We start from the raw sequence: 25,765 nt of genomic DNA, 5'->3' as shown, positions 1-25,765 counted from the left end.
AGCCGTTTCCCTGCGCGGCGATTTTTGCCGCGCCAGTCATCCTGTAGACAACCCGCCCATGGCAACGATCGATCTTCCCTCGCACGCGCAGGACACCCCCGTCAAACACCGCCGCGCGCCGGCATGGTTGCAGGCGACGCCGCTGTCGCTGACCTTCCTGCTGTTCTTCATCGTGCCGCTGGTCATCACGCTGATCGTCAGTTTCTGGGACTTCAACGAATACCAGATCATTCCCGCGTTCACGCTGAAGAACTACGCGGCGATCTTCAACGGCTGTTCGTCGATGACCGATGTCTGTGTGACCTTCAAGACCTACTGGTCGACGCTGAAGTTCTGCGCGATCGTGTGGGCGGTGACGCTGCTGCTGGGCTTTTCGATCGCGTACTTCCTCGCGTTCCACGTGCGCACGACGAGCATGCAAACCGTGCTGTTCATCGTCTGCACGATTCCGTTCTGGACCTCCAACGTGATCCGGATGATTTCGTGGATGCCGCTGCTGGGCCGCAACGGCCTCGTCAATCAGGCGTTGCTCGGCGCGCATCTGATCGATCAGCCGCTCGAATGGCTGCTGTATTCGAACTTCTCGGTGGTGCTCGCGTTCGTCCATCTGTACACGTTCTTCATGATCGTGCCGATCTTCAACGCGATGATGCGCATCGATCGCTCGCTGCTCGAAGCCGCGCGCGACGCCGGCGCGAGCGGCTGGCAGGTGGTGCGTGACGTGGTGTTACCGCTGTCGAAGACTGGCATCGTGATCGGCTCGATCTTCGTGATCACGATCGTGATGGGCGACTTCCTGACCGTCGGCGTGATGGGCGGCCAGCAGATCGCGTCGGTCGGCAAGATCATTCAGGTGCAGACCGGCTACCTGCAATTTCCCGCCGCGGCCGCCAACGCGATCATCCTGCTCGCCGTGGTGCTGATGATCGTGTGGGGTTTGACGCGGGTCGTCGATATCCGCAAGGAGCTGTGAAGATGCAAGCCAATCGTGCCAAACACCGGGAACGCCGTCCGGCAAGTTTCTACTGGCTCGCGCTGCTGTTCGGCCTGTTCGTGCTGTTTCTGTACGGACCGGTGATCACGATTTTCATCCTGTCGTTCCAGGGCCCCGAGGGCGGCCTGACGTTTCCGATGCGCGGCGTTTCGCTGCACTGGTTCGCGGTGCTGCGCGACGGCGTCGGCGATGTCGATATCTGGGCCGCGTTCGGGCGCTCCATCCGGCTCGCGCTGGCGGTCACGGTGCTGACCGTGCTGTTTTCGGTGGCCGCGGGCCTTGCCTTCCGTCGAAAATTTCGCGGCGACACGGCGGTGTTTTACGTGTCTGTAGCGAGTCTGATCATGCCGTCCATCATCGTGTCGCTCGGTATCGGCCTGACGTTCCGGCTGCTGGATAACGGCGTGAAGTATCTCGCGTCGGCATGGGGCTATCAATCGTTCGCCGATAGCTATACGACCTCGATGGACCTCTTCACGTCCGCGCTCGGCGCGCATCTGACGTGGACGCTGCCGTTCGGTTTGCTGGTGATGTTCGCGGTATTCAACCGTTTCAATCCGGCCTACGAAGAAGCGTCGCGCGATCTGGGCGCGACGCCGTGGCAGAGTTTCCGGCATGTCGTGCTGCCGATCATCGGACCGTCGGTGGTGGGCGTCGCGATGTTCGGCTTCACGCTGTCGTGGGACGAGATCGCCCGCACGTCGCAGGCGATCGGCGATCAGAACACCCTGCCGCTCGAACTTCAGGGGCTCACCACGTCGGTGACGACGCCGGTCATTTACGCGCTCGGCACGATCACGACGGTGTTGTCGCTGACCGTGATGGGCACGTGTCTGCTCGCGGTGCGGTTGCTCGCGCGCCGGCGCGCGGCGGCGGGGTTGCGATAGAGGCTTGCACTTGCTTGCTCACTCGCGGCAAGCCTCATTCTCCTGCGATCATCCGCGGGGCCGCGTCTGTCTGAACGCCAATGCGCATAACGAGTGCTTCGGCATCGCGCGGCTTACCTCGACGGCCTGAATCATGTGGCACAGTATCGCCAGGTGCACGCACGACGCGTACGCCACCGTACAGCCCCATGAGCGACATGACGACATTGCCCGCCTACGAGCCTCCGGTCGACGAAAACGAACTACTGCTGAAGTGGATCCGCCGCGCACGCGAATCCCAGATGAGTCACTACGACATGGCCGACCTGCTGTCGGCGCGCGACCGCTGGATCGGCTGGCTGGTGACCGCCTTGACCGCCTTCGTGGGCACGGCGGCGTTCGCGGCGCTGACGCTCACCGCGATCTCGATAGAAATGCGGGTCTTCGTCGGGATCGTGAGCGTCACGGCCGTGGTGTCGGCCGCGTTGCAGACCTTCCTGCGCTATGCGGAGCGCGCGGAGAAGCACCGCGCGGCAGGTGCGCGCTATGGCGCTGTGCGTCGCAGGCTCGAAGCGGTTTTTGCCGGCGACCCCGACGCGCGCGACGGCCACTACCTCACCGCGATTCGCGACGAACTCGACCGGCTCGCGGAAGATTCGCCGAACGTGCCGCCGCACATCTTCTACCGCACGCAGCGCACGCTGTCGAGGGACACGCCACGCAGTCGCGATGCGTGAGCGACCGACCGACTGGCTGCGAAGAGTCGTTGCATACTCCCGCAGCGCGAGCCTTAACGCGACACACAAGCGAGCCTTTTTGCCAACCGCCTGGCCAATCGAATCGTGATGCTCGAAACGGCACGTTCGAAAGAATCCGAACGTGGCTGCCATCCTTCACCGCGTCAAAGATCGTCGGCGTTGATCCCCAACTCCGCCGCCATGCGCCGCACCACCGTTTGCAGCCTGCTCACCTCGTCGGCGAGGCGCTTCTGCTCGGCCTTCACCGCCTCGAAGGCGGACAACGGCACCGCATCATCCTCGACGCCTGGCTGCGCAAACTCGCTCGCGCTCACTTCGCCGCACAGCAGATGCATCCAGCGATTCTCGCGCTCACCCGGCGTGCGGCCCAGCTTGACGACGCGTGGCGGATCGTTGGCAGCCAGTTCATCCAGAAACGCCTCGACCGACGAGATATCGGCAAAGCCATGCAAACGCGCGCTGTTCAGCCGCAATTCGGCGGCGGTCTGCGGACCGCGCAGCAGCAACGTGGTCAGCAACGCCGCCGACTGGCTCGGCAAACCGAGCACGCGATTCATGTTGTGCTCGAAGCGCGTCACGCGGCTGCTGCTGCCCTCCATGACGAGGCTCAGCCGCTTCAGGCCGTCGACGGCGGTCAGCACCTCGGCCTCGGTCGCGTTCATCACCGGCGCGCGGCCGGTCTTCTGGTTGCAGCCGAGCGTCAGCGCGTTCAGCGAAAGCGGGTAACTGTCGGGCACGGTATGCTGCTTTTCGACGAGCACGCCGAGCACGCGTCCTTCGAGCAACGTCAACGCACGGATCGAAGGACGGGAGAAAGCGTCGGGAGTGGAGTTCATAGATGATGTCGCGGCATGAGCCGCCGGGTCTCGTGGATGATGCGCGTTACCGTTGCACAGCTGGCGGCGCGTTGTGGTTTGTGGGCACTATGATAAACGGCCCGGGGCATCGCGGGGTACGAATCCCGGCAGCTGGCGCGGGTCGGGCACACGGCGTGCTGCGGGCGATGGTTCCGGCTGGTCGAGCGTGGGCGAACCGGGCGGGCGTGATCTGTGGATGCTCACGCGCGAGCCACGGCCGGTGGCGCGCGAGAAGGATGCGCTGACCGAGCGGGTGCGCGCTCGCCTATGACACGTCGATGCAGAGGATGACGCGGCACGAACAGGTTGCGCTCGCGCTTTTCCTGGCACCAGGCAATCGCACGCGCCGCTCGCCGTCGCGACTTCTCACGCCGTCTTCGAATACTTGAACGTCCCCTGCGCGCTCGCGATCAGCAGCTTGCCGTCCACCCACGCTTCGCCGCGCGAGAAAAAAATCGAGCGGCCCTGGCGCTCCAGAAAGCCCTTGGCCGTCACCGATTCGCCGAGTCCCTTGTCGAGATAGTTGGTGGTCAACGACAGCGTGAATGCATGCCGCGCCGGCTGGCCCATTGGCGCATAGAGGCCCGCGTAGCCCGCCGCCGCATCGAGCAGGGTCGCGATCGCACCGCCTTGCAGTACACCCTGGCGATTGAGCTTGCTCGGGTCGATCGGCATGAGCAGTTCCGCGTAGCCGTCGCGCCATTGCGTCAGACGCACGCCGAGCGATTCGAGAAACGGGTTGTCGATGGGAAAGTCGGACATGTTCAAGCCCTTGCTGTTTTCAATCGGATCAGGAAGGCGCGCAGCGCGCGGCCAATGATGAACAGTGAGCATACTAGCGTTCGCTCTCCGGCAGCGCCGAGCCGGGCGCCCATCTCACCCGCCCGATCCCACGCTCGGACGCACAATCCCGGTTTCGTTCCACTCGCGGGCCCACGCCTGCGCTCCCCGGCAAATTCCGTCACATCTGCTAGTGTTGTCTGATCAGCATCTCTTTCGTGGAGGATCCATGCCAACCGCCCGCCTCGCGAAGCACGAGCCGGCGCAGCGCGCCGGCCGAGGGACTGACGCCGCCACGCGCCTGAGCGACGCGCAGATCGCGGCGGAAGCGATCCGCCGCCTCGCGTGGGACGCCGCCGTGCCCGAACACACGGTCAAGGTGAAAGTCTCGCGCGGCCGCATCACGCTGCGCGGCGAACTGCAACGCGAACAGCAAAAAGCCGCCGCGCTCGAAGACGTGACGCGCCTGTTCGGCGTAACCGGCGTGTCGGATCGCACGGTCGTCAAGCCGGGATAGCGTCGGCCCGCGCGGCTTGCAGCAGCGCCCGGCCGTGCCGCGCGATCTGCTTGTCCTCCTCGGTGTGAAGCGCCCTCACCTTGCCCGCCGGATTGCCCTTCGCGTCACTCTCCGTCAGCCCCATGAAAGCCAGCCCGAAGGGCTGGCATATTCATAGGCATCCCCGTTCAGCCTTTCCACGTCCAGTTGCGGATCTCTTCCTTGTCGATACCCTCGGCATGCGCGTAAGCCAGATGCTCGATGATCTGCCCGCGCAGCCATTCCTTTGTATGATCGCCGACGCCGCGCAGCGACGGCACGCGATTGATCACGTCGATCGCCAGCGAGAAACGGTCGACCTGATTGACGATCGCCAGTTCGAGCGGCGTGTTGATGTTGCCCTTTTCGTAGTAGCCATGCACGTGCAGGTTTTCGTGATTCGTGCGGTTATAGGTGAGCTTGTGCACGAGCGACGCATACGAGTGGAAGTTGAAGATCACCGGCTTGCTGGTGGTGAACAGCGAGTCGAAATCGCGATCGGACAGCCCGTGCGGATGCGCATGCGCGGGCATCAGCCGGAACAGATCGACCACGTTGACGAAGCGGATCTTCAGACCGGTAAAGCGCTCCTTCAGAATCTGCACGGCGGCGAGCGCTTCCATCGTCGCGATGTCGCCCGCGCAGGCGACCACCACGTCCGGATCGGCGCCCTGATCGGTCGACGCCCAGTCCCAGATGCCGATGCCTTTGGTGCAATGCGTGACGGCCGCGTTCATGTCGAGATACTGCAGATGCGGCTGCTTGTCGGACACGATCACGTTCACGTAGTCGCGCGAACGCAGGCAATGATCGGCGACGCTCAGCAGGCAATTTGCATCCGGCGGCAGATAGATGCGCACCACGTCCGGGCTCTTGTTGGTGACCACGTCGAGAAAACCGGGGTCCTGGTGCGTGAAGCCGTTGTGATCCTGACGCCACACGAGCGACGTGATCAGCAGGTTGATCGACGGCACCGGCTGGCGCCAGCCCAGGTCGCGCTTGGCTTTTTCCAGCCACTTCGCGTGCTGGTTGAACATCGAATCGATCACGTGGACGAACGCTTCGTAAGTGGCGAACAGACCGTGACGGCCGGTCAGCACGTAACCTTCGAACCAGCCTTCGAGCGTGTGTTCGCTGAGCATCTCCATCACGCGGCCGTCGGGCGCGAGTTCGCCGCCGTCCGCGTCGCCCGGCTCGGTGTCGGCGAGCCAGGTCTTCGGCGACGCTTCATAGACCGCGTTGAGCTTGTTGCTCGCGGTTTCGTCGGGGCCGAACACGCGGAAGTTCGTCATGTTGTTGCGCATCACGTCGCGCAGGAACGTACCTAGCACGCCGGTCGGCGACGTGGACGAGCCGCCGGGCTTCTTCACCGTCACCGCAGAGTCGCGAAACGGCGGCATGTCGAGCATCTTGCACAGCAGCCCGCCGTTCGCATGCGGATTCGCGCTGATGCGGCGCGTACCTTCGGGTGCGAGTTCGCGCAGTTCGTCGACGAACCGCCCGGCTTCGTCGAACAGCGTCTCAGGCCCGTAGCTGCGCAGCCAGCTTTCCACCAGCTTCAGGCTCTTGCTGTTGGTGGCCGGATCGAGCACCGGCACCTGGTGCGCGCGCCACGAGCCTTCCACCTTGTGGCCGTCCACTTCCTTCGGCCCCGTCCAGCCCTTCGGCGAGCGCAGCACGATCATCGGCCAGCGTGGGCGTGACGTGTCGCGGTTCGCGCGCGCATGTTGCTGGATCGCGCGGATTTCACCGATGCACTGTTCGAGCGCCGCCGCCATCAGCTGATGCATCGTGTCGGGATCGTCGCCTTCGACGAAATACGGCTTGTGCCCATATCCGGTCAACAGCGCTTCGAGTTCCTCGCGCGGAATCCGCGCGAGGATCGTCGGATTGGCGATCTTGTAGCCGTTCAGATGCAGCACCGGCAACACCGCGCCGTCGCGGATCGGGTTGAGGAATTTGTTCGAGTGCCACGAGGTGGCGAGCGGGCCGGTTTCCGCTTCGCCGTCGCCGATCATTACCGTGACGATCAGCTCGGGGTTGTCGAACGCGGCGCCGTACGCGTGCGACAGGCTATAGCCCAGTTCGCCGCCTTCGTGAATCGAGCCCGGCGTCTCGGGCGTGCAGTGCGAACCGATGCCGCCCGGAAACGAGAACTGGCGGAAGAAGCGCCGCATGCCGGCTTCGTCCTCGCTGCGGTCCGGGTAGATCTCCGAGTAATGCCCTTCGAGATAGCAATGCGCGAGACTGGCCGGCGCGCCATGACCGGGACCGGATAGATAGATCATGTCCAGATCGAGCTTGCGGATCATCCGGTTCAGATGCACCAGCACGAAGCTTTGGCCCGGGTCCGAGCCCCAGTGGCCGAGCAGGCGGTTCTTGATGTGTTCGGGTTTGAGCGGTTCGCGCAGCAGCGGGTTGTCGCGCAGATAGATCATGCCGACCGACAGATAGTTGCACGCGCGCCAGTAGCGGTCCATCTTGCGCAGCGTGTCGGGGTCCAGGGTTTGCGGCGGGGCGGGATGCGAAACGGCTTCGGCCATGGCTCACTCCTCGAAAAGGACTGTCAGGCAGGTTGGCGGATGCGGCGGCAGGTGTTCGTGATGTGGGCTGTGTTGGTTGAAACGGCGGCAGCTAAGGCTCTAAAGCGGCGGCAAGATCGCGGCGCGCGTCGAGCGTGTTCTGTCATGCTCGTGACACAACGAAGGTGTATTGATCAGCGGCCTGGTGCCTGAGGCTTTCCACGGCTGCGATCGTCAGGGATGTGACAGGACGCCCCCGTCATGGTTCGACGCAATCGCTCAAAGTTTGATACATATCAATCGACGGATTGCGCGAGTGCCGTCTTGCACTAGACTTCAAGTGCGCCACGGCACAATGTATTAAGCTGCTCAAACCGGGTTGCTGAACCGTGCCACGCTAGCCCGATGCACAGCGACGCCGCGCCACCGACGCGTCCCGCCTTCCCCTCTCTCCAACTTCAACGACCGCCATGTCGACACCCAGCCCAGCCAAAGTATTCGCGATCATCGTTCTCTCGCTCGTGCTGTTGTGCGTGGGCGTCGGCGTTCTGATCGGCGTGTTCGGGTTGCTGGTCAAACTGTTCGGCGTCGCGTAGCGCGCCGCCGGGGCGTCGTCCGCGCAAACTGTGTATCCTCAGCGATGTTCCGGCGCCGCTGCGGCGCCCTGGTCCCCGCTCGATCGCAAGGAGACTGCCATGACGGACCCCGCCGATACCACCCCGCCTTCGCCAATCGATCCCGAGTTGCAGGCGCTCGCGCAAGAGGTGTTCGATCTCGCGCGGTCCGGCGATGCCACGATGCTCGCCGCGGTGCTCGAAAAAGGCGTGCCGCCCAATCTGCGCAACGAGCGGGGCGACAGTCTGGTGATGCTCGCGAGCTACCACGGTCACGCGGATGCGGTGCGCACGCTGCTCGAACGCGGCGCCGATCCGAACCTGCGCAACGACAACGGTCAGACGCCGATCGCGGGCGCGGCCTTCAAGGGTTTCACCGGGGTGATCGAGACCTTGCTCGCGCATGGCGCGGACGTCGAAGGGGCATCGCCGGATGGCCGCACCGCGTTGATGGTGGCCGCGATGTTCAATCGCACCGCGATCATGGAGTTGCTGATTGCGCACGGCGCGAACCCGAATGCCCGCGACGCGGATGGCGTGACGGCAGGCGATGCGGCCGCGCGCATGGGCGCGGGTGATGCGCAGGCGCGCCTGAAAGAACTCGGCGGGTCGTGATGCGGTGAGCAGTGCGGGCGGCTTTGTTCTAGCGCTCGATGGTACGGATGTAGCTCACGCGTTCGCACCCGCATTTGCGCTTTGACACGCCGCTCGTCGCAAACCGCGCTACCCCTTCCCGCCCATCAGCGCATCCACATCGAAGTCCCCCAACTCGCCAATCCGCTCGATGGTCACATCCGCCGGCGGATGACTCGCGATCTCTTTCGGATCGAAAGCATAGTGGCCCTGGCGCGGAAACACCGACGTCAAAGTGCCGCCCCACGCACTCTTCATCGCGGCGAGAATGCGCAGCTTGTCGTCGACCATCACGTAGTGGCGGGCCGGATAGCATTCCATCACCTGATCGAGCATCAACTCCTTATGGATGTAAATCAGCACCCGTCCCTCGACCTCGTCCCATAAGCCCGAACGGGAAATCTTGCGCGGCTGGAACACCACGTCGCCATCGGACAGGATCACGGTGGGCCCGCGCTTGCCGACATGCCGCAGTGCATCCAGCGCGCCTGGATACAGCCGGTTCGCAAACGGATATTCGATCAGGAACGACGCCATCAACAAGAGCCGCGTGTCGCGCGGATGCTCGCGCCGGTAGCGTTGCAACGCGCCCAGGTAGTCGGCATAGCCCAGCTCGGTGCGCAAGTCCTCGAAGATTTCCCAGTACCGCGCGCTGTTCTCCGCGCCGAATTCGCGCATCATGTGCGAGCGCAAATCGGACAGCACGTGATCGTTGTCGAGCAGGGTGTTGTCGCAGTCAAACAGAAACACGACGTCGTGCGGCGTGGAGGTGGTGGCTTGCATTGCGGCTTCCTTGCGTGGCATTGGCTGGTCGGTTCGTGCGCCTCGTCTTCGCGCCTAGCTCTTCGGTCCCTGGCCCGGCTGCGCCGCTTTCTCGACGTGGCCGCCGAAATCATGCCGCATCGCCGACAGCACCCGGTTCGCAAAGTCGGCTTCGCCGCGCGAGCTGAAGCGCGCGAACAGCGCCGCGCTCAGCACCGGCGTGGGCACCCCCTCGTCGATCGCTGCCGCCACCGTCCAGCGCCCCTCGCCCGAATCCGATACGCGTCCCGCGTAGTTCTGCAGATCGGCGTCGCTGACGAGCGACCCCGCGATCAGATCGAGCAGCCACGAGCCGATCACGCTGCCGCGCCGCCAGACCTCGGTGACGTCGGCGAGATTCAGGTCGTACTGGTACAACTCGGGCCGCCGCAGCGGCGACGTTTCCGCGTCGGCTTCGCGTGCCTGCTTGCCGGCGTCGGCGTGGCGCAGAATGTTCAGGCCTTCCGCATACGCGGCCATCATCCCGTATTCGATGCCGTTGTGGACCATCTTCACGAAGTGCCCCGCGCCTTGCGGCCCGCAATGCAGGAAGCCCTGGTCGGCGGTGCTCGCGCTCGCGGTGCGGCCCGGCGTGGCCGGCGCCGCGGCAGCGCCCGGCGCGAGGGTCGAGAAAATCGGTTCGAGCCGCTTCACGACCTCGGGCTCGCCGCCAATCATCAGGCAGTAGCCGCGCTCGCGCCCCGCGACGCCCCCGCTCGTGCCGACGTCCACATAGTGAAGCTGGCGCGCGCCGAGTTCGTGGGCGCGGCGGATGTCGTCGTGGTAGTAGGAGTTGCCGCCGTCGATCACGATGTCGCCGGGCTCCAGCAAGGGCACGAGTTTTTCGAGCGTCGCGTCGACCACCGCGGCCGGCACCATCAGCCACACGGCGCGCGGCTTCCCGAGTTGCGTGACGAGGTCCTGCAACGACGCCGCGCCCGCCACGCCCTCCTGCTTGAGCTTCTCGACCGCGGCCTGCTGCACGTCGAAAGCGATGCATTGCTGACCGCCCTTCGTCAGGCGCCGGACCATGTCGGCGCCCATCCGTCCCAATCCAATCATGCCTAGCTGCATATCTCGCTCCGGAAGGTGGCTCGTTGCGCTGCTCGATCTGGGTTCGGCTGGTGGCCGCGAGGTGGTGGTTGTGGAGTCGCGGCGGCTGCTTCGGTGTGAATTCCCTGGTGAATTCAGTAGCAAATTCAATGGCGAAGCAAGCGGCCTCACGTGCTTATGCCGAACACTGTAGCCGCGTCGGCGCGCGAACGCCGGACACACGATAGCCGCCCTGGCTCATTCGTGCAGCGACGCGCGCGTCTAAAGACGATACGCCTCTTTGCAGAGGCGTGGCGCGGCATAAAAGTTCCTGGCGTGCATTTGCCTATGGCACATGCGTGGCCTGTACGTGCGCGCGTTCGTCCATGTCGGAGCGTGGGCGCTCGGTGCGTCTGAAAAAGAAGCATCAGCGTGCGCGCGCATGAGTGTCTACGTATGTGCGTTCATCTGCGTTATATTGCGCGCGCCCTGGCTTCAATCCAGCTAACTGCCTCCTTACACACCGGCAGCGCTTCAGTCAGCCCCACGCGTCATTCGCTGCGCCCCGGCACGCCCTGCCGCCGCCTCGCCAGAAGCCTCGCGTACTGCTCGCCCGTGAACCGCTTCACCGCCCGCCACATCAGCGGATAGCGATAGCCCGGCACCGCGAACAGCACCAGCGCGCACAGCGCCAGCAAGCCGCAGAACAGGAACGTGCCGCGATAGCTGAACGCCTGCACCAGCAGCCCCGACAGCACGCCCGACAGAATCGAGCCGACCCGCGCCGCGTTGAAGAACAACGCAGTGGCGCGGCCCGGCGAATGCGGCATCAGATCCTGCACATAGGTCATGCCCAGGCACGAGGTCACGGCGACCACGAATGCATTGAGCATCTGCATCGGAATCAGCACGTCGACCTTGCCCGCCAGCGACATCCCGACGAAGTACACCGCATGCACCGCCGCGCACGCGGCCAGCCAGTTCGGCTTGTGCAGCGACGCCGCCTTCGCGCCGAGTGCAAGCATCATCGGAATCTCCATCAACGCGCCGAGGCCGAGCATCACCGACACGTCCAGATGCGAGCCGTTCAGCCCATGCACGATGTAAAGCGGCAGCACGATCATCGTCGCGTTCGCGGCGAGGCCGAGCAGCGTCAGCGCGGCCACCGCGCGGCCGATGTCGTTGGCCGACGCGACGCCGGGCAAGTGCTCGTGCGCGTCCTCGCCCGGCGCGGTCAGCGGCGGCACGGTGATCGACGCCGACGGCTCGGACGCGGTGTCCTCGACCGTGTGATCGCCGAGATGGCCTTGCGGCTCGCGCATGCGCCAAACGATCGCCGCACAGGTTGCGAAGCTGGCCGCCGCGAACAGAAAGAGCCCATAGAAGCTGGAGGCCGCGAGCACCAGTGCGCCCACCGACGGCCCGAACACCCACGCCGCCGACAGGATGGTCCGCAGCGTCGCGCTCGCAAACACGCGCTCCTCGGGGTCCGGCACCGGCAGCGCCGCGCGGCTGAACGCGAACACCATCGAGATGGCCGAGCCGCCCGCGCCGATGAAGACGATGCCGACCAGCAGCAGCAGCCGGTAATCGCGCACGACGCACAGGCATAGATAGCCGAGCGCGGCGGCCACCAGCGCCGCCAGCAGCAGCGGCCGATGCCGCCCGCTGGCGTCGGTCCAGCGGCCCGCGAGCGTGCTGGCGAGCACCCCGCTCGCGGCGATCAGCGTCATGAACACGCCGAGCCGGAACGGCGTCATGCCGGCGCGCTCGACGCCGAACAGCGATAGATACGGAGCGGTGAACGACATCGCCACACCGAGCATGAGGGTGGCGGCGGCCAGCGGCTTGAAGCCAGGGATGCGCAGCAGGTCGAAAAAACGTGAGGTTTTCAACACGAGGGGCTGTGGGTCAGGTGGGGCGAGCCTGATAAGCGCGATGCGCGCCGGAGGTTCGGGGCCGGAACGACCGGGGCATTATCGACCTAGCTAGCGGGCGCGTAAACCCGCACCGCGCTGTCCCAAAATCGCGTGGCGCCGCGTGATTCGCGCGATGACGGCGAACTGAGCGCACGCTGACTGCTACTTGCCGTCGGTTGCGCGCATTTGCTGCGCTTGCGCCTTGTAGTCGTAGGTCGGATAAAACTCGGTGCTATAGCCGCCCCATGCGGTCGACTCGATCGCCCGGTTGACTTCGCGCAGCCGGCTCGCCGGCACGCGCAGCGTAACCACCTGGCCAATGCCCATCATCACGTACCACGACACGACTTCGATGCCGGGCGGCGGAAAGGTCTTGAAGAAGCCTTGCGCGCGCAACTGGTCGTTGATCTTCGGCAGCGGTTTGGATTCGTCGTGGCGCAGGAAGATGGTGAGCAGGAAGGTGTCGTCGGGCGCGGATGCGGCGAGCGGCGCTGACGCGGCGGCCGCCATCGTGGGCGTGCCTGGTGCGGCAGTTGTCGCGGCGGGCTCCGCGCCATAAGCAAGCGGCGCCACGACACAAGACGCAGCGAACCACGCGACAAACGACGCGGCCAGCGCCACGCGCATCGTGCGACGGCCGGACATCGCGGCATATCTGTCAGACCGGCTTGTGGCGATTGCAAATGCAATGGGCATAAGATGCCTCCATGACGAGTTGAGCAACATCTTCCGCAGACCCTTCGGCCACGCCGCCGCACACGATGCAGCCGACGCGGGCGCCTCCATCCTCGCGGCGGCGTGACACCTGCAAGATCCGCTCCCGCGAGACTACGCCCACGCGGACTACACCACGACGTAGCCGCGCTTTTCGAGCGTCCAGCGATGCCACCGGTTGCCATAAGCGCCGCACGCGACGGCGAACAGAATCGACAGCACCAGTCCGATCAGGTCGGCCGTCTCGCCCCACAAACCCATGCCGAACAGAATGACATTGACCGCCAGCATGACGAACGCGGCGAACCACATTTTCTTCGACAACGCCCAGATGAAACCCAACAGGCATGCTCCCCAACTGAAGCCGCTCGCGACCGCAACGGCTTCGTCGTTGCCGGGGTAGTGCAGATAGATCCGTGCTCCCATTTCCCTTCCTGAATGCAGTGGCGCGCCGCCCTCTTGCGGCGCAGGCACGATGTTTAACACGCGGCAGCGCAAACCGGCGAGTTTCGCGCGCAATCCGCACGAACCGCTCGCCGGCTCGGCTCGCGCTCCTGTCGAGCCGCTCTGTGACGATCCGCAGCATAGCTGCTACTCTTGGCAAATCCACCGCAGGGCACCCTGCCGGCAAAGTTTGAACACCATCGGAGCACGCATGGCAACCCAGACAGCCTACTCGTCAAAGGCCCCCTCACGCGCTGAACTCAACGCGCTCTCCGGCGTCACCGTCGTCGAATTCGGCACCGACTGGTGCGGCTACTGCCAGGGCGCGCAAGCGTCGATTGCCGACGCGCTCGCGCCGCATGGCGGCCTCAGGCATCTGAAAATCGAAGACGGCCCCGGCCGACCGCTCGGCCGCTCGTTCAAGGTCAAGCTCTGGCCGACTCTGGTGGTCGTGCGCGACGGTATTGAACTGGCGCGCGTGGTTCGGCCGCGGGGCGCGGAGGACATCAAGCAGGCGCTGGCGTCGCTCTGATCGGCGTGCCGCTGCGGGTCAGCGCTGTCAGGCAAGCCCGGACCCGGGGCACACGCGCCCGGTGCGCGCCGGTCCACAGCGCGACAGCCGCCAGCCCCAGACCCACTCCGCCGCCACGCCAGCCACCTCGATGATCATGCGACAAGCGATTCACCATCTGAGCGTCAAGGCCCGCACCCGGGGCCTCGTCGAGTTTACCGACGAAGCGCGCGGCTTCGTCGCCGGCCAGGGAATCAGCACCGGCCTGCTGACGCTGTTCTGCCGCCACACGTCCGCATCGCTGCTGATCCAGGAGAACGCCGACCCGTCGGTGCAGCGCGATCTGGAGCGCTACTTCGCGAGCCTCGCGCCCGAAGACGCCGAGCGTTACGAGCACGACGCCGAAGGGCTCGACGACATGCCGGCCCATCTGCGCACCGCGCTCACGCAGGTGCAGCTGTCGGTGCCGGTCGAGCATGGACGGATGGTGCTCGGCACATGGCAAGGCTTGTATCTGTTCGAACATCGCCGGCATACGCAGCATCGCGACATCGTGCTGCATCTGCTCGGCGAATGAAGTGGGCCTGGCGCGGTCGAGCCGCAATCGTCAACCGCGAGCCGTTGTTTCTTGCACATGAATCGATCGAAGGACTGTCACGGCATCTGATCCGCAAACCGGAGCAAAGGGGGGCATTTCATGGACACCCGTAGCGAGCTGCAAGCCACCGTCAAAGCAATGGTCCAACCCGGCAAGGGCCTACTCGCCGCCGACGAAAGCGGCCCGACCATCGCCAAACGCTTCAAAACCATCGGCCTCGATTCGACCGAGGAGAACCGCCGCGCCTATCGCAATCTGCTGCTCGGCACGCCGGGGCTCGGCGAGTTCGTGAGCGGCGTGATCCTCTACGAAGAAACGCTCGGCCAGAAAGCGGACGACGGCACGCCGTTTCCGCAGCTCGCCGCCCGCAACGGCATCGTGCCCGGCATCAAGGTGGACCTCGGCAAGGTGCCGCTCGCGCTCGCCCCCGGCGACGAGATCACCGAAGGACTCGACGGCCTCGCCAAACGCTTCGTCGATTACAAGCGGCAGGGGGCGCGCTTCGCCAAATGGCGCGCGGTCTACAACATCACCGCGAGCCTGCCGAGCCGCCTCGCGATCCAGGCGAACGCCGACTCGCTCGCGCGCTATGCGGCGATCAGCCAGGAAGCCGGCATCGTGCCGATCGTCGAACCGGAAGTGCTGATGGACGGCGATCACACGATCGAGCGCAGCGCGGAAGTCACCGAGGCGGTGTTGCACGAAGTGTTCGATGCGCTGCAACGGCATCGCGTGGTGCTCGAACACATTCTGCTGAAGCCGAGCATGGTGCTCGCGGGCTCCGAGCATGCGCAACAGTCGTCGAGCGCCGACATCGCCGCTTATACCGTGCGGGTGCTCAAGCGCAAGGTGCCGTCGGCTGTGCCGGGCATCGTGTTTCTGTCGGGCGGCCAATCGCCCGAGGAAGCCACCGCGAATCTCGACGCGATGAACCGGCTCGGCACGCTGCCGTGGAATCTGAGCTTCTCGTATGGACGCGCGTTGCAGGAGCCGCCGTTGCAGGCATGGCGCGGGCAGCCGGGCAACGTCTCGGCGGCCCAGCAGGCGCTGCTCAAACGCGCGCGCCTGAACGGCGCGGCCGCGCTCGGCAAGTACGACGCGGCGCAGGAAAAGAGTTAGGCGGGTGCTGTCCGGCGTTGCGCCGCGCGCCGGGCTTCAGCCTCGCGTGGCGTAACGCCATCACACCGGAACACCCCTCTTCGCTACAGCGGCGCGCCGACAAACGCCTGCCGCTGCGCGAGCGACACGAACGTTTGCGCAGCGCGCGCCGCCTGCACCACGGCGGCCATCCCGAAGAACTCGTGGGTCGCGCCGCGATAGTTGCGATGCTCGACCGCCGGCATCGGCATGCCCCGCCGGGTCCAGACCGACCATGCCTTTGATGGTGTCAGCGAGTGTCATGAGCAGGCTCCGGATGGATGAATGCACGGATCAAGGCAAGCGCTATTTCCGTCGAACGGGGCCGCGGGACGCGCCGACTGCGCGGGCCTGCGCCGCATTTCGCGATGACGCGTCTGAACAGCGTTTGAACCGCACAGGAAAGGACGCCGCGCGCGCCGGACCACGCGCTACGGTTCGCACGCCACCAGCGCGTGCAGTTCGTCGATATCGAAGGGCTTCGCGAGAATCGCCACCCCCAGACGGCGCGCGCGTTCGAGTTCGTCGGCGTAACCGGTCATCAGGGCGATCTTCTGCGACGGCCACGCGCTGCGGACTTTTTCCGCCAGGTCGATCCCATTGAGCTTGCCCGGCATCTGGATATCCGACAGCACGAGTTCGAAACGCTCGCCGCCGCTCAGCACGTCGAGCGCCTGGTCCGCGCTGGGCTCATGCCGCACCTCGCAGCCGAAGGTCTCCAGCACGGCCGCCACGCCGGCCGCCACGTCCTCGTTATCCTCCACCAGCAACACGACGCCGGACGGCGTCGGCACGGGCTGCCGCAGCGTCTCGGCATCCGCGGCCGCCGCCTTGCGCTCGCGATGACGCGGCAGGTACATCCGCACCGTGGAGCCGCTGCCCTGCACGCTGTCGATCTTCGCCGTGCCGCCCGCCTGCTCGCACATCGACAGCACCTGCGCGAGCCCGAGGCCGGTGCCCGACCCGCGCAGCTTGGTGGTGAAGAGCGGCTCGAACGCGCGGCGCGCGACCGCTTCGGGCATCCCCTCGCCGTCGTCGGTACAGGAGATCAGCACGTATTCGCCGTCGGGCAGCAAGGTATCGCTGCCGACCAGCCGGTTGTTCTGGCAGCGGATCGCGAAGCGCCCGCCATGCGGCATCGCTTCGCGCGCGTTGACGGCCAGGTTCACGATCGCGAATTCGAGGTCGGTCGGATCGGCCAGCACCGGCCATACGTCGTCCACCACGTTCAGTGCGAATTCGACCGTGTCACCGAGCGCGGCGTCGATCAGCGGCGCCGCAGCAGGCAGCCAGCGGGTCAGCTCGACCCGCTCCTGTTTGAGCGGCTGCTTGCGCGCGACGCTCAACAGGCGCCGTGTCAGCGATTCGGCGGCGGCGGTCGCGCGCTCCACCGCGAGCACTTCCTTCTCGACGTTGTTGTAGCCCTTGAGCCGCGCGAGCTCCGTGTTCGCGGACGCCACCATCAGCAGGTTGTTGAAGTCGTGTGCGACGTTGGCCACCAGGTTGCCGAGCGCGCCCATGCGCTGCAATTGCCGGGTCGACGCCTCGGCCGACAGCCGCATCGCCACCTCGCCCTGCCAGCGTTCCCACGCGCGGCGCTCGCCCGCCAGCTGACGCAGCGAGTAGAACACCAGCAGCCAGATCGCGATGCACGGCACGGCCGTGAGCGCCGCGATCATCAGGAAGTGGTGGCGCCAGGCGTCGGCGATCGAAGCGGTCGCGTACGCGCTCACCACGTAGAGCGGATAGTCGCCGACGCGGCGAAACGCCAGCAGGCGTTCGACGCCATCCACCGTCGAATGCAGACGCACACGCCCGAACAGCTGCTTGTCCCGCAAGGCCTCGGTGAACGCGCTGTGCGCACTCGGCCTGGCGTCCTCGGGCCAGGCCGGATAGCGCACCAGCAGATTGCCATCCTGACGATACAGGCCCAGCACGAGCGACGAGTCGCCGTCGGTCAGCTCGCGGTAGAAGCGCGAAAAGTATTCGTTGCGCAGCGCCACCGACACCACGCCGAGGAACTGGCCATCGGCGCCCGAGCGGCCGATCGCGGTGTTGAACACATTGGTTCTGGACACGGTCCCGTACATCGGCAGCGAGAAATACGGCTGCGGGCGCATCGCTTTTGCGGCGAGGAAGTCCTCGCGCTGACCGACCGCGATGACCGGCACGGGATACGCGAGACTCGACGCGAGCAGGTCGCCCTTCGCGCCGAGCAGATTGATCGACGACACCTGCGGGAAGTCGCCGCCGATGTCGCGCAGCCGGTCGTGCAATTCGGCTTCGCGCGCGCGGACGTGCGCGTCGTCCGCGTTGCCCAGCAATTCGACGATGCGTGAGGCCATCTGCTGGTTGAGGTCCAGCACCTTGGCGGCCTGCTCTTCGGTGACGCGCGCGAGCCGGTCGATCATGTCGTTCGAATCGGCAATCCGGCGCTGGTAATCGAGATAGCCATAGCCCGCGAGGCAGGCGAGCGGAAACACGATCGACACCGTGAGCACGATGAGCAGCATGCGCCGTGTCGCCGCGAAATTGCGCGACGGCATGGGGAAATCGACTGCGACACGCTCGGCACGCTGCACGGTCACGATCTCCGTGAAAAAAACGTATGTCAGGAACGGTGTCGCACGTGATGTGCCACGCATGTGGTCGTGCGCTAATTCCCTTCGCCGGAATTTACCGCACTTCCACCGTTCTTCCAAAGCATGCCGAACGAAAGTCCGCCGTGCGGCGACACGCGTCGGGGCGGGCACGTGGATTGCTGGTGCACGTGGATTGCTGGTGCACAGACACTCCGCGCGTTCCGACTTGTATCGCGATGCAGCGCGGGATGCGACTGCTCGCTGCTTGATGCGTTTAATGCGGGCGCCCGAGTTTTGCAGCTTCATTCGCTGCTTCACGTGCCAAAGACCACTGCTTCGTGAGAGACCGATCATGCCAACGACTGCCCGCCGCGTCGCCCAGCTATCGCAACTGCGGGCGGACCGCGCCGAACGCGTGGTGGTGGACGACGAAAACATTCTGCTGGTGCGCGACGGCGATACGGTTCACGCGTATGCCGCCGACTGTCCGCATGCGGGCGCGCCGCTGGAAAAAGGCGCATTGTGCCGCGGCAGGATCATCTGTCCGTGGCACAAGGGGACGTTCGACGCCGCCACCGGCAACGTACTCGAACCACCCGCATTGATTGCGCTCGATCGCTACCCGGTGGTCGTGAGCGGCGACGACGTGATGGTGACGCCGCAACGAATCCCGCAACCGGTGATTCGCGTGCACGCGCAAGCGCCGCATTTCGTCGTGATCGGCGCAGGCGCGGCGGGCGCCGCCGCGTGCGCCGCGTTACGCAAATGCGGCTTCGGCGGCCGCATCACGCTGATCGGCGACGAGCCGCATGCGCCCTACGATCGCACCGTGCTCACCAAACTCGTCCCGTCGGGCGAGATGACGCCGGATGACGTGCCACCGCTGCTCGCGCCGCACTGGCTGGAGCGGCACGGCATCGAGCGGATCGTCGCGAAGGTCGCGCGACTGGACGTGCCGGCGCGCACGCTGCACTTTGAGAGCGGCGCGACGCCGGCGCAGATCACTTACGACAGCGCGTTGCTCGCCACCGGCAGCGTGCCGAAGCTTCCCGCGATCCCCGGTTGCGAACTCGGCGGCGTGCACGTGCTGCGCAATCTCGACGACGCCGCCGCGCTACTCGACACGCTCGGCGACGACGCCCCGCAGACTCGGGTCGCAATTCTCGGTAGCAGCTTCATCGGGCTCGAAACCGCTTCCGCGCTGCGCAAGCGCGGCGCGCCGGTGACCGTGATCGCGCCCGACAAGGTGCCGTTCGCCAAACAGTTCGGCGAGCGCGCGGGACAGATGTTCCGCGCGTTGCATGAACGCAATGGCGTGACGTTCCGTCTCGGCGCGCAGGTCGCGTCGCTCGAAGGCGAAGAAGGCAACGTGCATCAGGTGATGCTCGAAAGCGGCGAGCCCATCGCCGCCGACGTGGTGCTGCTGGGCACGGGCGTTGCACCGGCTACGGGGTTTGTCGAAGGCTTGCCGCTGCTGAAGGACGGCGGCGTGATCGTCAATGCGGGCATGCAGGCCGCGCCGGGGCTCTATGCGGCCGGCGATATCGCGGCGTTTTCGCTGCATGAGAATGAGGAGCCGTTGCGCATCGAACATTGGCGGGTCGCGCAGCAACACGCGCGCATCGCCGCGCAAAACATGTGCGGCGCGCGCAACCGTTATGTCGGCGTGCCGTATTTCTGGACCTATCACTTCGGCAAGAGCTTCGAGTATTTCGGGCATGCGCACGAGTGGGACGAAATCGTGATGGATGGCGAACTCGAACGCCAGTCGTTCGTCGCACTGTATCTGCAGGACGACAAGGTCGCCGCCGTGCTCGCGTGCGAACGCGAAGCGCATACCGCGCGATTGCTCGATGCGATGAGAGATGGACTGTCGCGCGCGGACGCGTTGGCGATCATCGAGGATGAAACGCGGCGCGCGCGTTAGAGCATTGGAGCAACTGAATCTCGGCCGGGTCTTGCGCAATGCGCGTGGCTCATCGCACCACGTCTCACTGATTCGATTCCCTCAAGGAGAAACCGCTATGACAGCACACAAGGAAAAGCATCCGAACAGCGACAAGAGCGAGAAACAGATCGACAAACAGGTTGAAGACAGCTTTCCCGCCAGCGATCCGCCGTCGACCGGCGGCACCACGAAGATCGTTCCCGACAAGGATGCGAAGTCGAACGACAAGTCGAAGGCCGGCAAACCGGCCGGCGGCTAGGCGCGTCGAACGCATCCGGCAGGCGAGCGTCGTCCAGCGCGGTCGCTGACGCAGAGTCCGGCCGCCGCGCTGGCGGCGGGCGGCTTTCTCGCGCTCATTGCTCGCGTTGATTGCTCGCGCTCGTTGTTTGCGCTGTTTGCTGAGACGGCCAATCAGCAACCCTCCACCACCGTCACCTCGCTGCGCTCCGCCCTCTTCACCGAATCCATTCTCCGGCAAGCCGCCAGCACGTCCTGCAACGAGGTCGCATAACACTCCGCGCCCATCGCGCTTTGCAACTCGGCGCTCCATTTGTCCGTATCTTCCTGCGCCCACAAACCCACCACGATCGACACATGCGGCAAGCGCGCGCGAACGCGCCTCACCAGATAGCGCAGATGCGAAGGAATCCCGTCGATCTGCAAATAGAAGATGCAGACGATGCCGACATCGTCCGCTTCCAGGCTATCGATCGACGCGCGCGACGCAGCCTCGTGCTGTACCGACCGCGCCGCAAAACCGTGCTTGCCGAGCAGTTGCAACAGGATCGTCGTCGCGAGCGAATCGAGCGGCCCACGCCCGGGAATGCACAGCACCCGGCTATGTGCTGCGTGAAATGACGCGGCGGATTCCGGTGCGGCTTCATCGTCCGCCGCGCTCCTCGTCACGCCTCGCTCGACAAGTGCATGCGAGTCGCCCTCCCGCACACGCTCGTCCACCGATGGCGCGACCGGCGCAACTGCGCACCAGTTCTGCTCCCCTATCTGCGAAGCCGGCTGACGGTCCTCATAGCCGTCGAGTCCGTCCACCAGATCGTTGGTGGTCGCCTCGATGCGCGCGAGTTGCGGCGCGGTCACGCTGCCGCGCATGACGTCGTTTGCCGCGAGCTGCAAGCCCTTGATCGCCACCTCGTCGTAGTAAGCCGACAGCGAACGCTCGCGCAGCAAGATCTCCGCTTGCTCGATCGCTTCGTCCGGGTCGCCCGCGAGTGCGCGCTGGTAGAAGTTTTCGATCGGCGTCAACGCAGGCTGATCGCCGAGCAGCACGTCGAGGAATTCCAGCCGCCGGATATGCCGGCCGAGCACCAGCAGGCACAGCGTCAGCGGCGTCGACAGGATCAAGCCGATCGGCCCCCAGATCCAGCTCCAGAAGATCGCCGCGACCACCACCGAAAACGGCGACAGTCCCGTGCTGCGACCGTACAGCAGCGGCTCGACCACCTGCCCCACCAGCAATTCCACGGTGACGAACAACGCCAGCGACCCGATCGCCATCGCCCAGCCGGGACTCACCGCGGCGGCCAGCGCGGTGGCGAGCGTGGCCGAGATCCAGATGCCGACATACGGCACGAGCCGCAGCAACGCGGCGAGAATGCCCCACAGGATCGGACTGGGCACGCCGATCAGAAACAGCCCGGCGCCGATCACGAGGCCCACGCCCGCATTCAGTCCGAGTTGCGAAACGAAGTAGCGGCTCAGACGCCGCGCCGCTTCATCCATCACCGTGGTCGTGCGGTGCAGGTCGCGCGAACCGAACAGACGGATCGCGCGGTCACGCAGGTCGTCGCGTTGCAACAGGATCACCACCATTACGACGAACACGATGAAGGCCGTTTCGAGCGGACTGATGGCCGGCGACAGCACGCGCCTCGCGAGCTCGAACGGCGTGGGCACCGGCTCGCGCACTTCGACCGGCACGGCGGCCGGTGCATGCGCGCTGCCCGCAGCCGACGCGCCGCGCGGCGTAACCGGTTGCGGCGGCTCGACAGTCGCGCGTTGCAGCGCCTGGCCGGCCGCGCCCGCAAGCCGGGTCAACTTGCCGATCGTCAGACTGTGCACGGTCTCCATCTTGCGTTCGATGGTCGCCTGATAGCGCGGCATGCCCGCGGCGAGATCGCTCAGTTGCGTGGCGATCACGGCGCCGAGCATGGCGATGACCGACACCGAAATCACCACGGCCGCGAACACCGAAGCGACATGGCCGAGCTTCAGCCGGGCCAATGCATCGACCAGCGGCGCCACGAGGAAGCTGAGCAGAATCGCGAGCGTGATCGGGATCAGCACGGCGCTCGCAAAGTACAGGCAGGCGACCGCGGTGACGCCCACGCCGAGCGCGACCAGCCCGTCGATGCCGAATGCGGCGGACGCCTGGATGCGCGCGGCCGGTCTCGCGACGCGTGGATCGGGTAAGTCCTTCATGGTGCGATGTATTGGATGTCCGGTTTTCTTTTCTATGGCGCGGGATACGTCGTGCAGCAGGCGAGCTACCCGCGCCGTTGGCGTCGCAGCGCCGATGCCGCGCGAGCACCGACGTTGCAACTCGCTGCGCAGTGCGTTGATTCGTTCAATGCCGCTGATTAGATGAGCCGCGATGACGTGCGCGTTATGCGTCACGCGTCACGCGCCAGGTCAGAAGAGCCGCGCATTACATCGCGTACACCTCGCATACACCTCGTTTTGCACTCACAGACCATTGCTCATTATCTGCGCGCATTGCGACGCGCTTACTTCACCGGCCCACCGGCAATCGGCCCGCTTTCTATCGGCGGCGCTTCCTTCTCTATCTCCTCACGGGCCTGCTCCCAGTATTCGTCAGGCGTGCCCTTGGGGTCCGCGGCCTGTTCCCACAGGTAATAGGCGCGCGTGCGAATCTGTTCCTCTTGAGCGGTTTGTTCCTGTTCCATTTGATCACCTCTGGTTGGACCTCGCGAAGACCGACATCGGCTGCGACGCGCGCTCGCCGCCATCGCGGCGAGCACACTGTCATCGGCGATCGAGCAAGCCCTATACCTGGCCGCCTGCGGCTCGACCGAACTCGCCTGCGTTCGCGACCCCGCGCGCGCACCGCCGTTCTTCGCGACCGGCCATCACGAACCAGTCGATGCTTCGCCTTCATCGGAAGTGAGTTGCTCTTCAAGCCGGTCGAACACGCGCTGGGTCGCGCGGCTCGGCGCTTCGAGCGCGAGCAGCAGCAGCGAGCGCCCCGTCACCTGGTAAGCATCGCCTGCGCTGAACTGCGGCAACTCGGGCCGCACCGGCATGTTGGTGTCGAGCAGGCAGGTCCACGTGTCGCCTTCCGGAATATCGGGCAGCGTGAAATTGACGACATCGTGATGCGCATTCAGCACCAGCAGCAAGGTCGCATCGGATGCGAGACGGCGGATGCCGCTCGCCTGCGCGCGTCCGTCGATCACGAGCCCGAAGCAGCGCATCGACGGGTCCTCCCATTGTTCCGCGGAGATATCCGTGCCGTCCGGCGAGAGCCAGCGGGCATCCGTCACGTCGAGCCCCTCGTTGTATTCGCCGGTGAGAAAGCGCCCGCGCCGCAACACCGGCAGACGGTGACGCAGCGTGGTCAGATTCCTGACGAACTCGGTGAGCGCCCGGCCATCGTCGTCGATCGCTTCCCAATCGACCCAGCTGATCTCGTTGTCCTGGCAATACGCGTTGTTGTTGCCCTTCTGCGTGCGGCCGAATTCGTCGCCCGCGAGAAGCATCGGCGTGCCCTGCGACAGCAGCAGCGTAGCCAGCAGGTTGCGCTTCTGACGCTCGCGTTGCGCGCGAATCTCGGCGTCGTCGGTCGGGCCCTCCACGCCCATGTTCCAGGACTTGTTGTCGGAGTGGCCGTCGTTGTTGTCCTCGCCGTTGGCCTCGTTGTGCTTGTCGTTGTACGACACGAGATCGTTCAGCGTGAAGCCGTCGTGCGCGGCGATGAAGTTGACGCTGGCCCACGGACGCCGGCCGCGATGATTGAACTTGTCGCCCGAGCCGGTGAGACGCGTGGCGAGATCGGCGACCTTGCCTTCGTCGCCCTTCCAGTATTCGCGCACCGTGTCGCGAAAGCGGTCGTTCCACTCGGCCCAGCCGGGCGGAAAGCCGCCCACCTGGTAGCCGCCGGGACCGCAGTCCCACGGCTCGGCAACCAGCCGCACGCTGGAGAGCACCGGGTCCTGCCGGCAGCTATCGAGAAAGCCGCCGCCTTCGTCGAAGCCATGGGTCTCGCGCCCGAGTATCGTCGCGAGGTCGAAGCGGAAGCCGTCTACTTTCATTTCGGTCACCCAGTAGCGCAGGCTGTCGGTGACCATCTGCAGCACGCGCGGATGCGACAGGTTCAGCGTGTTGCCGGTGCCCGTATCGTTGATGTAATAGCGCGGCTCGTCGGGCATCAGACGATAGTACGACGCGTTGTCGATGCCTTTGAACGAGATCGTCGGGCCGCGCTCGTTGCCTTCGGCAGTGTGGTTGTAGACCACGTCGAGAATGACTTCGAGATCGGCCTGATGAAAGCGGTCCACCATCTCCTTGAACTCGGCCACCGAGCCGGTCAGCGACGCGAAGAAACGCGGATCGGCCGCGAAAAAACCGATCGTGTTGTAGCCCCAGTAGTTCGTAAGACCTTTGTCGAGCAGATGGCTGTCGTTGACGAAAGTCTGAATCGGCATCAATTCGACCGACGTCACCCCGAGGTTGCGGATGTGGTCGAGCACGGCCTGCTGTCCCAGTCCGGCAAAAGTGCCGCGCAATTTCTCCGGCACCTCCGGATGACGTTTGGTGAAACCGCGTACATGGGTTTCATAAAAAATCACGCGTTCCCATGGCAGCGCATTGCGTTCGGGATGGCTCCACGAGAAATTGGCGTCGACCACTATGCACTTCGGCACGAAGGGCGCGCTGTCGCGCTCGTCGAACGACAGGTCGGCCTCTTCCGAATCGAGCGTATAGCCGAAAATTTCCGGCGCCCATTTCAGTTCGCCGATGTGCGCTTTCGCGTAGGGGTCGAGCAGCAGCTTGTTCGGGTTGAAACGATGTCCGTTTTCGGGCTCGTACGGGCCATGCACGCGGTAGCCGTAGACCGCACCCGGTTTCAGATTCGGCACGAAGACGTGCCAGACCTCGTCAGTGTACTCGGGCAGCTCGATACGTTCGATCTCGTTCTGGCCGGTCTCGTCGAACAGGCACAGTTCGACCCTGGTCGCGTGCGCCGAGAACAGCGCGAAGTTGACACCGTTTCCGTTCCATGTCGCGCCAAGCGGAAAAGGCGTGCCTTCCGAGATGCGCGTCGAGTAACTGGCCTGGGATGACATAGTGGTTCCTGTGGAAACAAGAGGCGCTTGCGCGCGAGTTCGGATGTAGGCAGTGGTTCGGTCGATGCAGGCAATTCCGGGCCGGCGGCACTCCATCAGAACTCGCGGATTGAGCGGGACGCTCGGCCTGGCGCGGCTTTCCGGCGCGTGAGCGTTGGCGCATCAAACATGCGAGCCCGCTGGATGAGCAAGTTCCAGA

General features: G+C 65.2%; 25 protein-coding genes. 11 read left to right on the top strand and 14 right to left on the bottom strand.

Annotated features, from left to right (window positions below):
- Window positions 1–58 precede the first annotated feature (58 nt).
- The 3 genes from FVF58_RS08425 (at window position 59) to FVF58_RS08415 (ending at window position 2,597) form a co-directional block, all read left to right on the top strand.
- Entirely contained in the window at window positions 59–973 is a 915-nt protein-coding gene (locus FVF58_RS08425; protein WP_149669435.1) for an ABC transporter permease, read from the top strand.
- Window positions 974–975: 2 nt separating this feature from the next.
- The gene (locus tag FVF58_RS08420) at window positions 976–1,881 is read left to right on the top strand and encodes an ABC transporter permease (RefSeq protein ID WP_149669434.1); all 906 of its coding nucleotides are present in this window, start codon (window positions 976–978) and stop codon (window positions 1,879–1,881) included.
- A 197-nt stretch (window positions 1,882–2,078) separates the two neighbouring features.
- The gene (locus FVF58_RS08415) at window positions 2,079–2,597 is read left to right on the top strand and encodes an SLATT domain-containing protein (RefSeq protein ID WP_149669498.1); all 519 of its coding nucleotides are present in this window, start codon (window positions 2,079–2,081) and stop codon (window positions 2,595–2,597) included.
- Between the two features lie 164 nt (window positions 2,598–2,761).
- Here FVF58_RS08415 and FVF58_RS08410 read toward each other — a convergent pair whose 3' ends face one another.
- Window positions 2,762–3,454, bottom strand: a complete 693-nt coding sequence (locus tag FVF58_RS08410; RefSeq protein ID WP_149669433.1) for a YceH family protein — start codon at window positions 3,452–3,454, stop codon at window positions 2,762–2,764.
- A gap of 387 nt (window positions 3,455–3,841) precedes the next feature.
- Entirely contained in the window at window positions 3,842–4,237 is a 396-nt protein-coding gene (locus tag FVF58_RS08400) for a PaaI family thioesterase (RefSeq protein ID WP_149669432.1), read from the bottom strand.
- A gap of 247 nt (window positions 4,238–4,484) precedes the next feature.
- Between FVF58_RS08400 and FVF58_RS08395 the strand changes: the two genes are divergently transcribed.
- Window positions 4,485–4,772, top strand: coding sequence for a BON domain-containing protein (locus FVF58_RS08395; RefSeq protein WP_149669431.1), 288 nt, complete (start codon window positions 4,485–4,487; stop codon window positions 4,770–4,772).
- Here FVF58_RS08395 and FVF58_RS51285 read toward each other — a convergent pair.
- Window positions 4,759–4,896 (bottom strand): hypothetical protein, encoded by a 138-nt coding sequence (locus tag FVF58_RS51285; RefSeq protein WP_188130751.1) that lies wholly within the window; start codon window positions 4,894–4,896, stop codon window positions 4,759–4,761. The two genes, FVF58_RS08395 and FVF58_RS51285, sit on opposite strands and share 14 nt — an antisense overlap.
- A gap of 43 nt (window positions 4,897–4,939) precedes the next feature.
- Window positions 4,940–7,333, bottom strand: coding sequence for a phosphoketolase family protein (locus tag FVF58_RS08390; RefSeq protein WP_149669430.1), 2,394 nt, complete (start codon window positions 7,331–7,333; stop codon window positions 4,940–4,942).
- Between the two features lie 449 nt (window positions 7,334–7,782).
- On the opposite strand from FVF58_RS08390, the gene FVF58_RS54120 reads away from it, so the two are divergent.
- Both FVF58_RS54120 and FVF58_RS08385 read left to right on the top strand, forming a co-directional pair.
- A complete protein-coding gene (locus FVF58_RS54120; RefSeq protein WP_281291156.1) occupies window positions 7,783–7,908 on the top strand; it encodes a hypothetical protein in 126 nt (41 codons plus the stop codon).
- Between the two features lie 99 nt (window positions 7,909–8,007).
- Complete coding sequence (locus FVF58_RS08385; protein ID WP_149669429.1) at window positions 8,008–8,541, top strand: ankyrin repeat domain-containing protein; 534 nt, start codon at window positions 8,008–8,010, stop codon at window positions 8,539–8,541.
- Between the two features lie 108 nt (window positions 8,542–8,649).
- Here FVF58_RS08385 and FVF58_RS08380 read toward each other — a convergent pair whose 3' ends face one another.
- From FVF58_RS08380 to FVF58_RS08360, 5 genes are all read right to left on the bottom strand, one after another.
- Complete coding sequence (locus FVF58_RS08380; protein ID WP_149669428.1) at window positions 8,650–9,342, bottom strand: HAD family hydrolase; 693 nt, start codon at window positions 9,340–9,342, stop codon at window positions 8,650–8,652.
- A 54-nt stretch (window positions 9,343–9,396) separates the two neighbouring features.
- The gene (gene gnd, locus FVF58_RS08375; protein WP_149669427.1) at window positions 9,397–10,434 is read right to left on the bottom strand and encodes a phosphogluconate dehydrogenase (NAD(+)-dependent, decarboxylating); all 1,038 of its coding nucleotides are present in this window, start codon (window positions 10,432–10,434) and stop codon (window positions 9,397–9,399) included.
- Between the two features lie 509 nt (window positions 10,435–10,943).
- Window positions 10,944–12,290 (bottom strand): sugar efflux transporter, encoded by a 1,347-nt coding sequence (locus FVF58_RS08370; protein WP_149669426.1) that lies wholly within the window; start codon window positions 12,288–12,290, stop codon window positions 10,944–10,946.
- Window positions 12,291–12,473: 183 nt separating this feature from the next.
- A complete protein-coding gene (locus FVF58_RS08365; protein WP_425468936.1) occupies window positions 12,474–12,956 on the bottom strand; it encodes a hypothetical protein in 483 nt (160 codons plus the stop codon).
- A 198-nt stretch (window positions 12,957–13,154) separates the two neighbouring features.
- The gene (locus FVF58_RS08360; protein ID WP_149669424.1) at window positions 13,155–13,451 is read right to left on the bottom strand and encodes a DUF2628 domain-containing protein; all 297 of its coding nucleotides are present in this window, start codon (window positions 13,449–13,451) and stop codon (window positions 13,155–13,157) included.
- A 229-nt stretch (window positions 13,452–13,680) separates the two neighbouring features.
- Here FVF58_RS08360 and FVF58_RS08355 point away from each other — a divergent pair, with 229 nt between their 5' ends.
- The 3 genes from FVF58_RS08355 (at window position 13,681) to FVF58_RS08345 (ending at window position 15,697) form a co-directional block, all read left to right on the top strand.
- On the top strand, window positions 13,681–14,001 hold the full coding sequence (locus FVF58_RS08355; protein WP_149669423.1) for a thioredoxin family protein: 321 nt from the start codon (window positions 13,681–13,683) through the stop codon (window positions 13,999–14,001).
- A 136-nt stretch (window positions 14,002–14,137) separates the two neighbouring features.
- Window positions 14,138–14,557, top strand: coding sequence for a secondary thiamine-phosphate synthase enzyme YjbQ (locus FVF58_RS08350; RefSeq protein ID WP_149669422.1), 420 nt, complete (start codon window positions 14,138–14,140; stop codon window positions 14,555–14,557).
- A gap of 120 nt (window positions 14,558–14,677) precedes the next feature.
- Entirely contained in the window at window positions 14,678–15,697 is a 1,020-nt protein-coding gene (locus FVF58_RS08345) for a class I fructose-bisphosphate aldolase (protein WP_149669421.1), read from the top strand.
- Window positions 15,698–15,780: 83 nt separating this feature from the next.
- On the opposite strand, the gene FVF58_RS51280 is transcribed toward FVF58_RS08345, so the two are convergent.
- Together FVF58_RS51280 and FVF58_RS08340 are read right to left on the bottom strand one after the other, a co-directional pair.
- Window positions 15,781–15,927, bottom strand: coding sequence for a hypothetical protein (locus FVF58_RS51280; protein WP_188130750.1), 147 nt, complete (start codon window positions 15,925–15,927; stop codon window positions 15,781–15,783).
- A gap of 219 nt (window positions 15,928–16,146) precedes the next feature.
- A complete protein-coding gene (locus tag FVF58_RS08340; RefSeq protein WP_188130754.1) occupies window positions 16,147–18,297 on the bottom strand; it encodes a hybrid sensor histidine kinase/response regulator in 2,151 nt (716 codons plus the stop codon).
- A 352-nt stretch (window positions 18,298–18,649) separates the two neighbouring features.
- Between FVF58_RS08340 and FVF58_RS08335 the strand changes: the two genes are divergently transcribed.
- Together FVF58_RS08335 and FVF58_RS08330 are read left to right on the top strand one after the other, a co-directional pair.
- The gene (locus tag FVF58_RS08335) at window positions 18,650–20,224 is read left to right on the top strand and encodes an FAD-dependent oxidoreductase (RefSeq protein ID WP_149669419.1); all 1,575 of its coding nucleotides are present in this window, start codon (window positions 18,650–18,652) and stop codon (window positions 20,222–20,224) included.
- 97 nt (window positions 20,225–20,321) lie between these two features.
- Window positions 20,322–20,504, top strand: a complete 183-nt coding sequence (locus FVF58_RS08330; RefSeq protein WP_149669418.1) for a hypothetical protein — start codon at window positions 20,322–20,324, stop codon at window positions 20,502–20,504.
- 152 nt (window positions 20,505–20,656) lie between these two features.
- On the opposite strand, the gene FVF58_RS08325 is transcribed toward FVF58_RS08330, so the two are convergent.
- The 3 genes from FVF58_RS08325 to glgX form a co-directional block, all read right to left on the bottom strand.
- Entirely contained in the window at window positions 20,657–22,681 is a 2,025-nt protein-coding gene (locus FVF58_RS08325) for an AI-2E family transporter (RefSeq protein ID WP_149669417.1), read from the bottom strand.
- Window positions 22,682–22,986: 305 nt separating this feature from the next.
- Entirely contained in the window at window positions 22,987–23,166 is a 180-nt protein-coding gene (locus tag FVF58_RS08320) for a DUF2934 domain-containing protein (RefSeq protein ID WP_149669416.1), read from the bottom strand.
- 183 nt (window positions 23,167–23,349) lie between these two features.
- Window positions 23,350–25,566, bottom strand: a complete 2,217-nt coding sequence (glgX, locus tag FVF58_RS08315) for a glycogen debranching protein GlgX (RefSeq protein ID WP_149669415.1) — start codon at window positions 25,564–25,566, stop codon at window positions 23,350–23,352.
- Window positions 25,567–25,765: the final 199 nt, after the last annotated feature.

The organism is Paraburkholderia panacisoli (genome assembly GCF_008369935.1).
GTDB lineage: Bacteria > Pseudomonadota > Gammaproteobacteria > Burkholderiales > Burkholderiaceae > Paraburkholderia > Paraburkholderia panacisoli.
The sequence above is the reverse complement of the archived record's forward strand: the minus strand, read 5'-3'. Positions and strand labels throughout refer to the sequence as shown.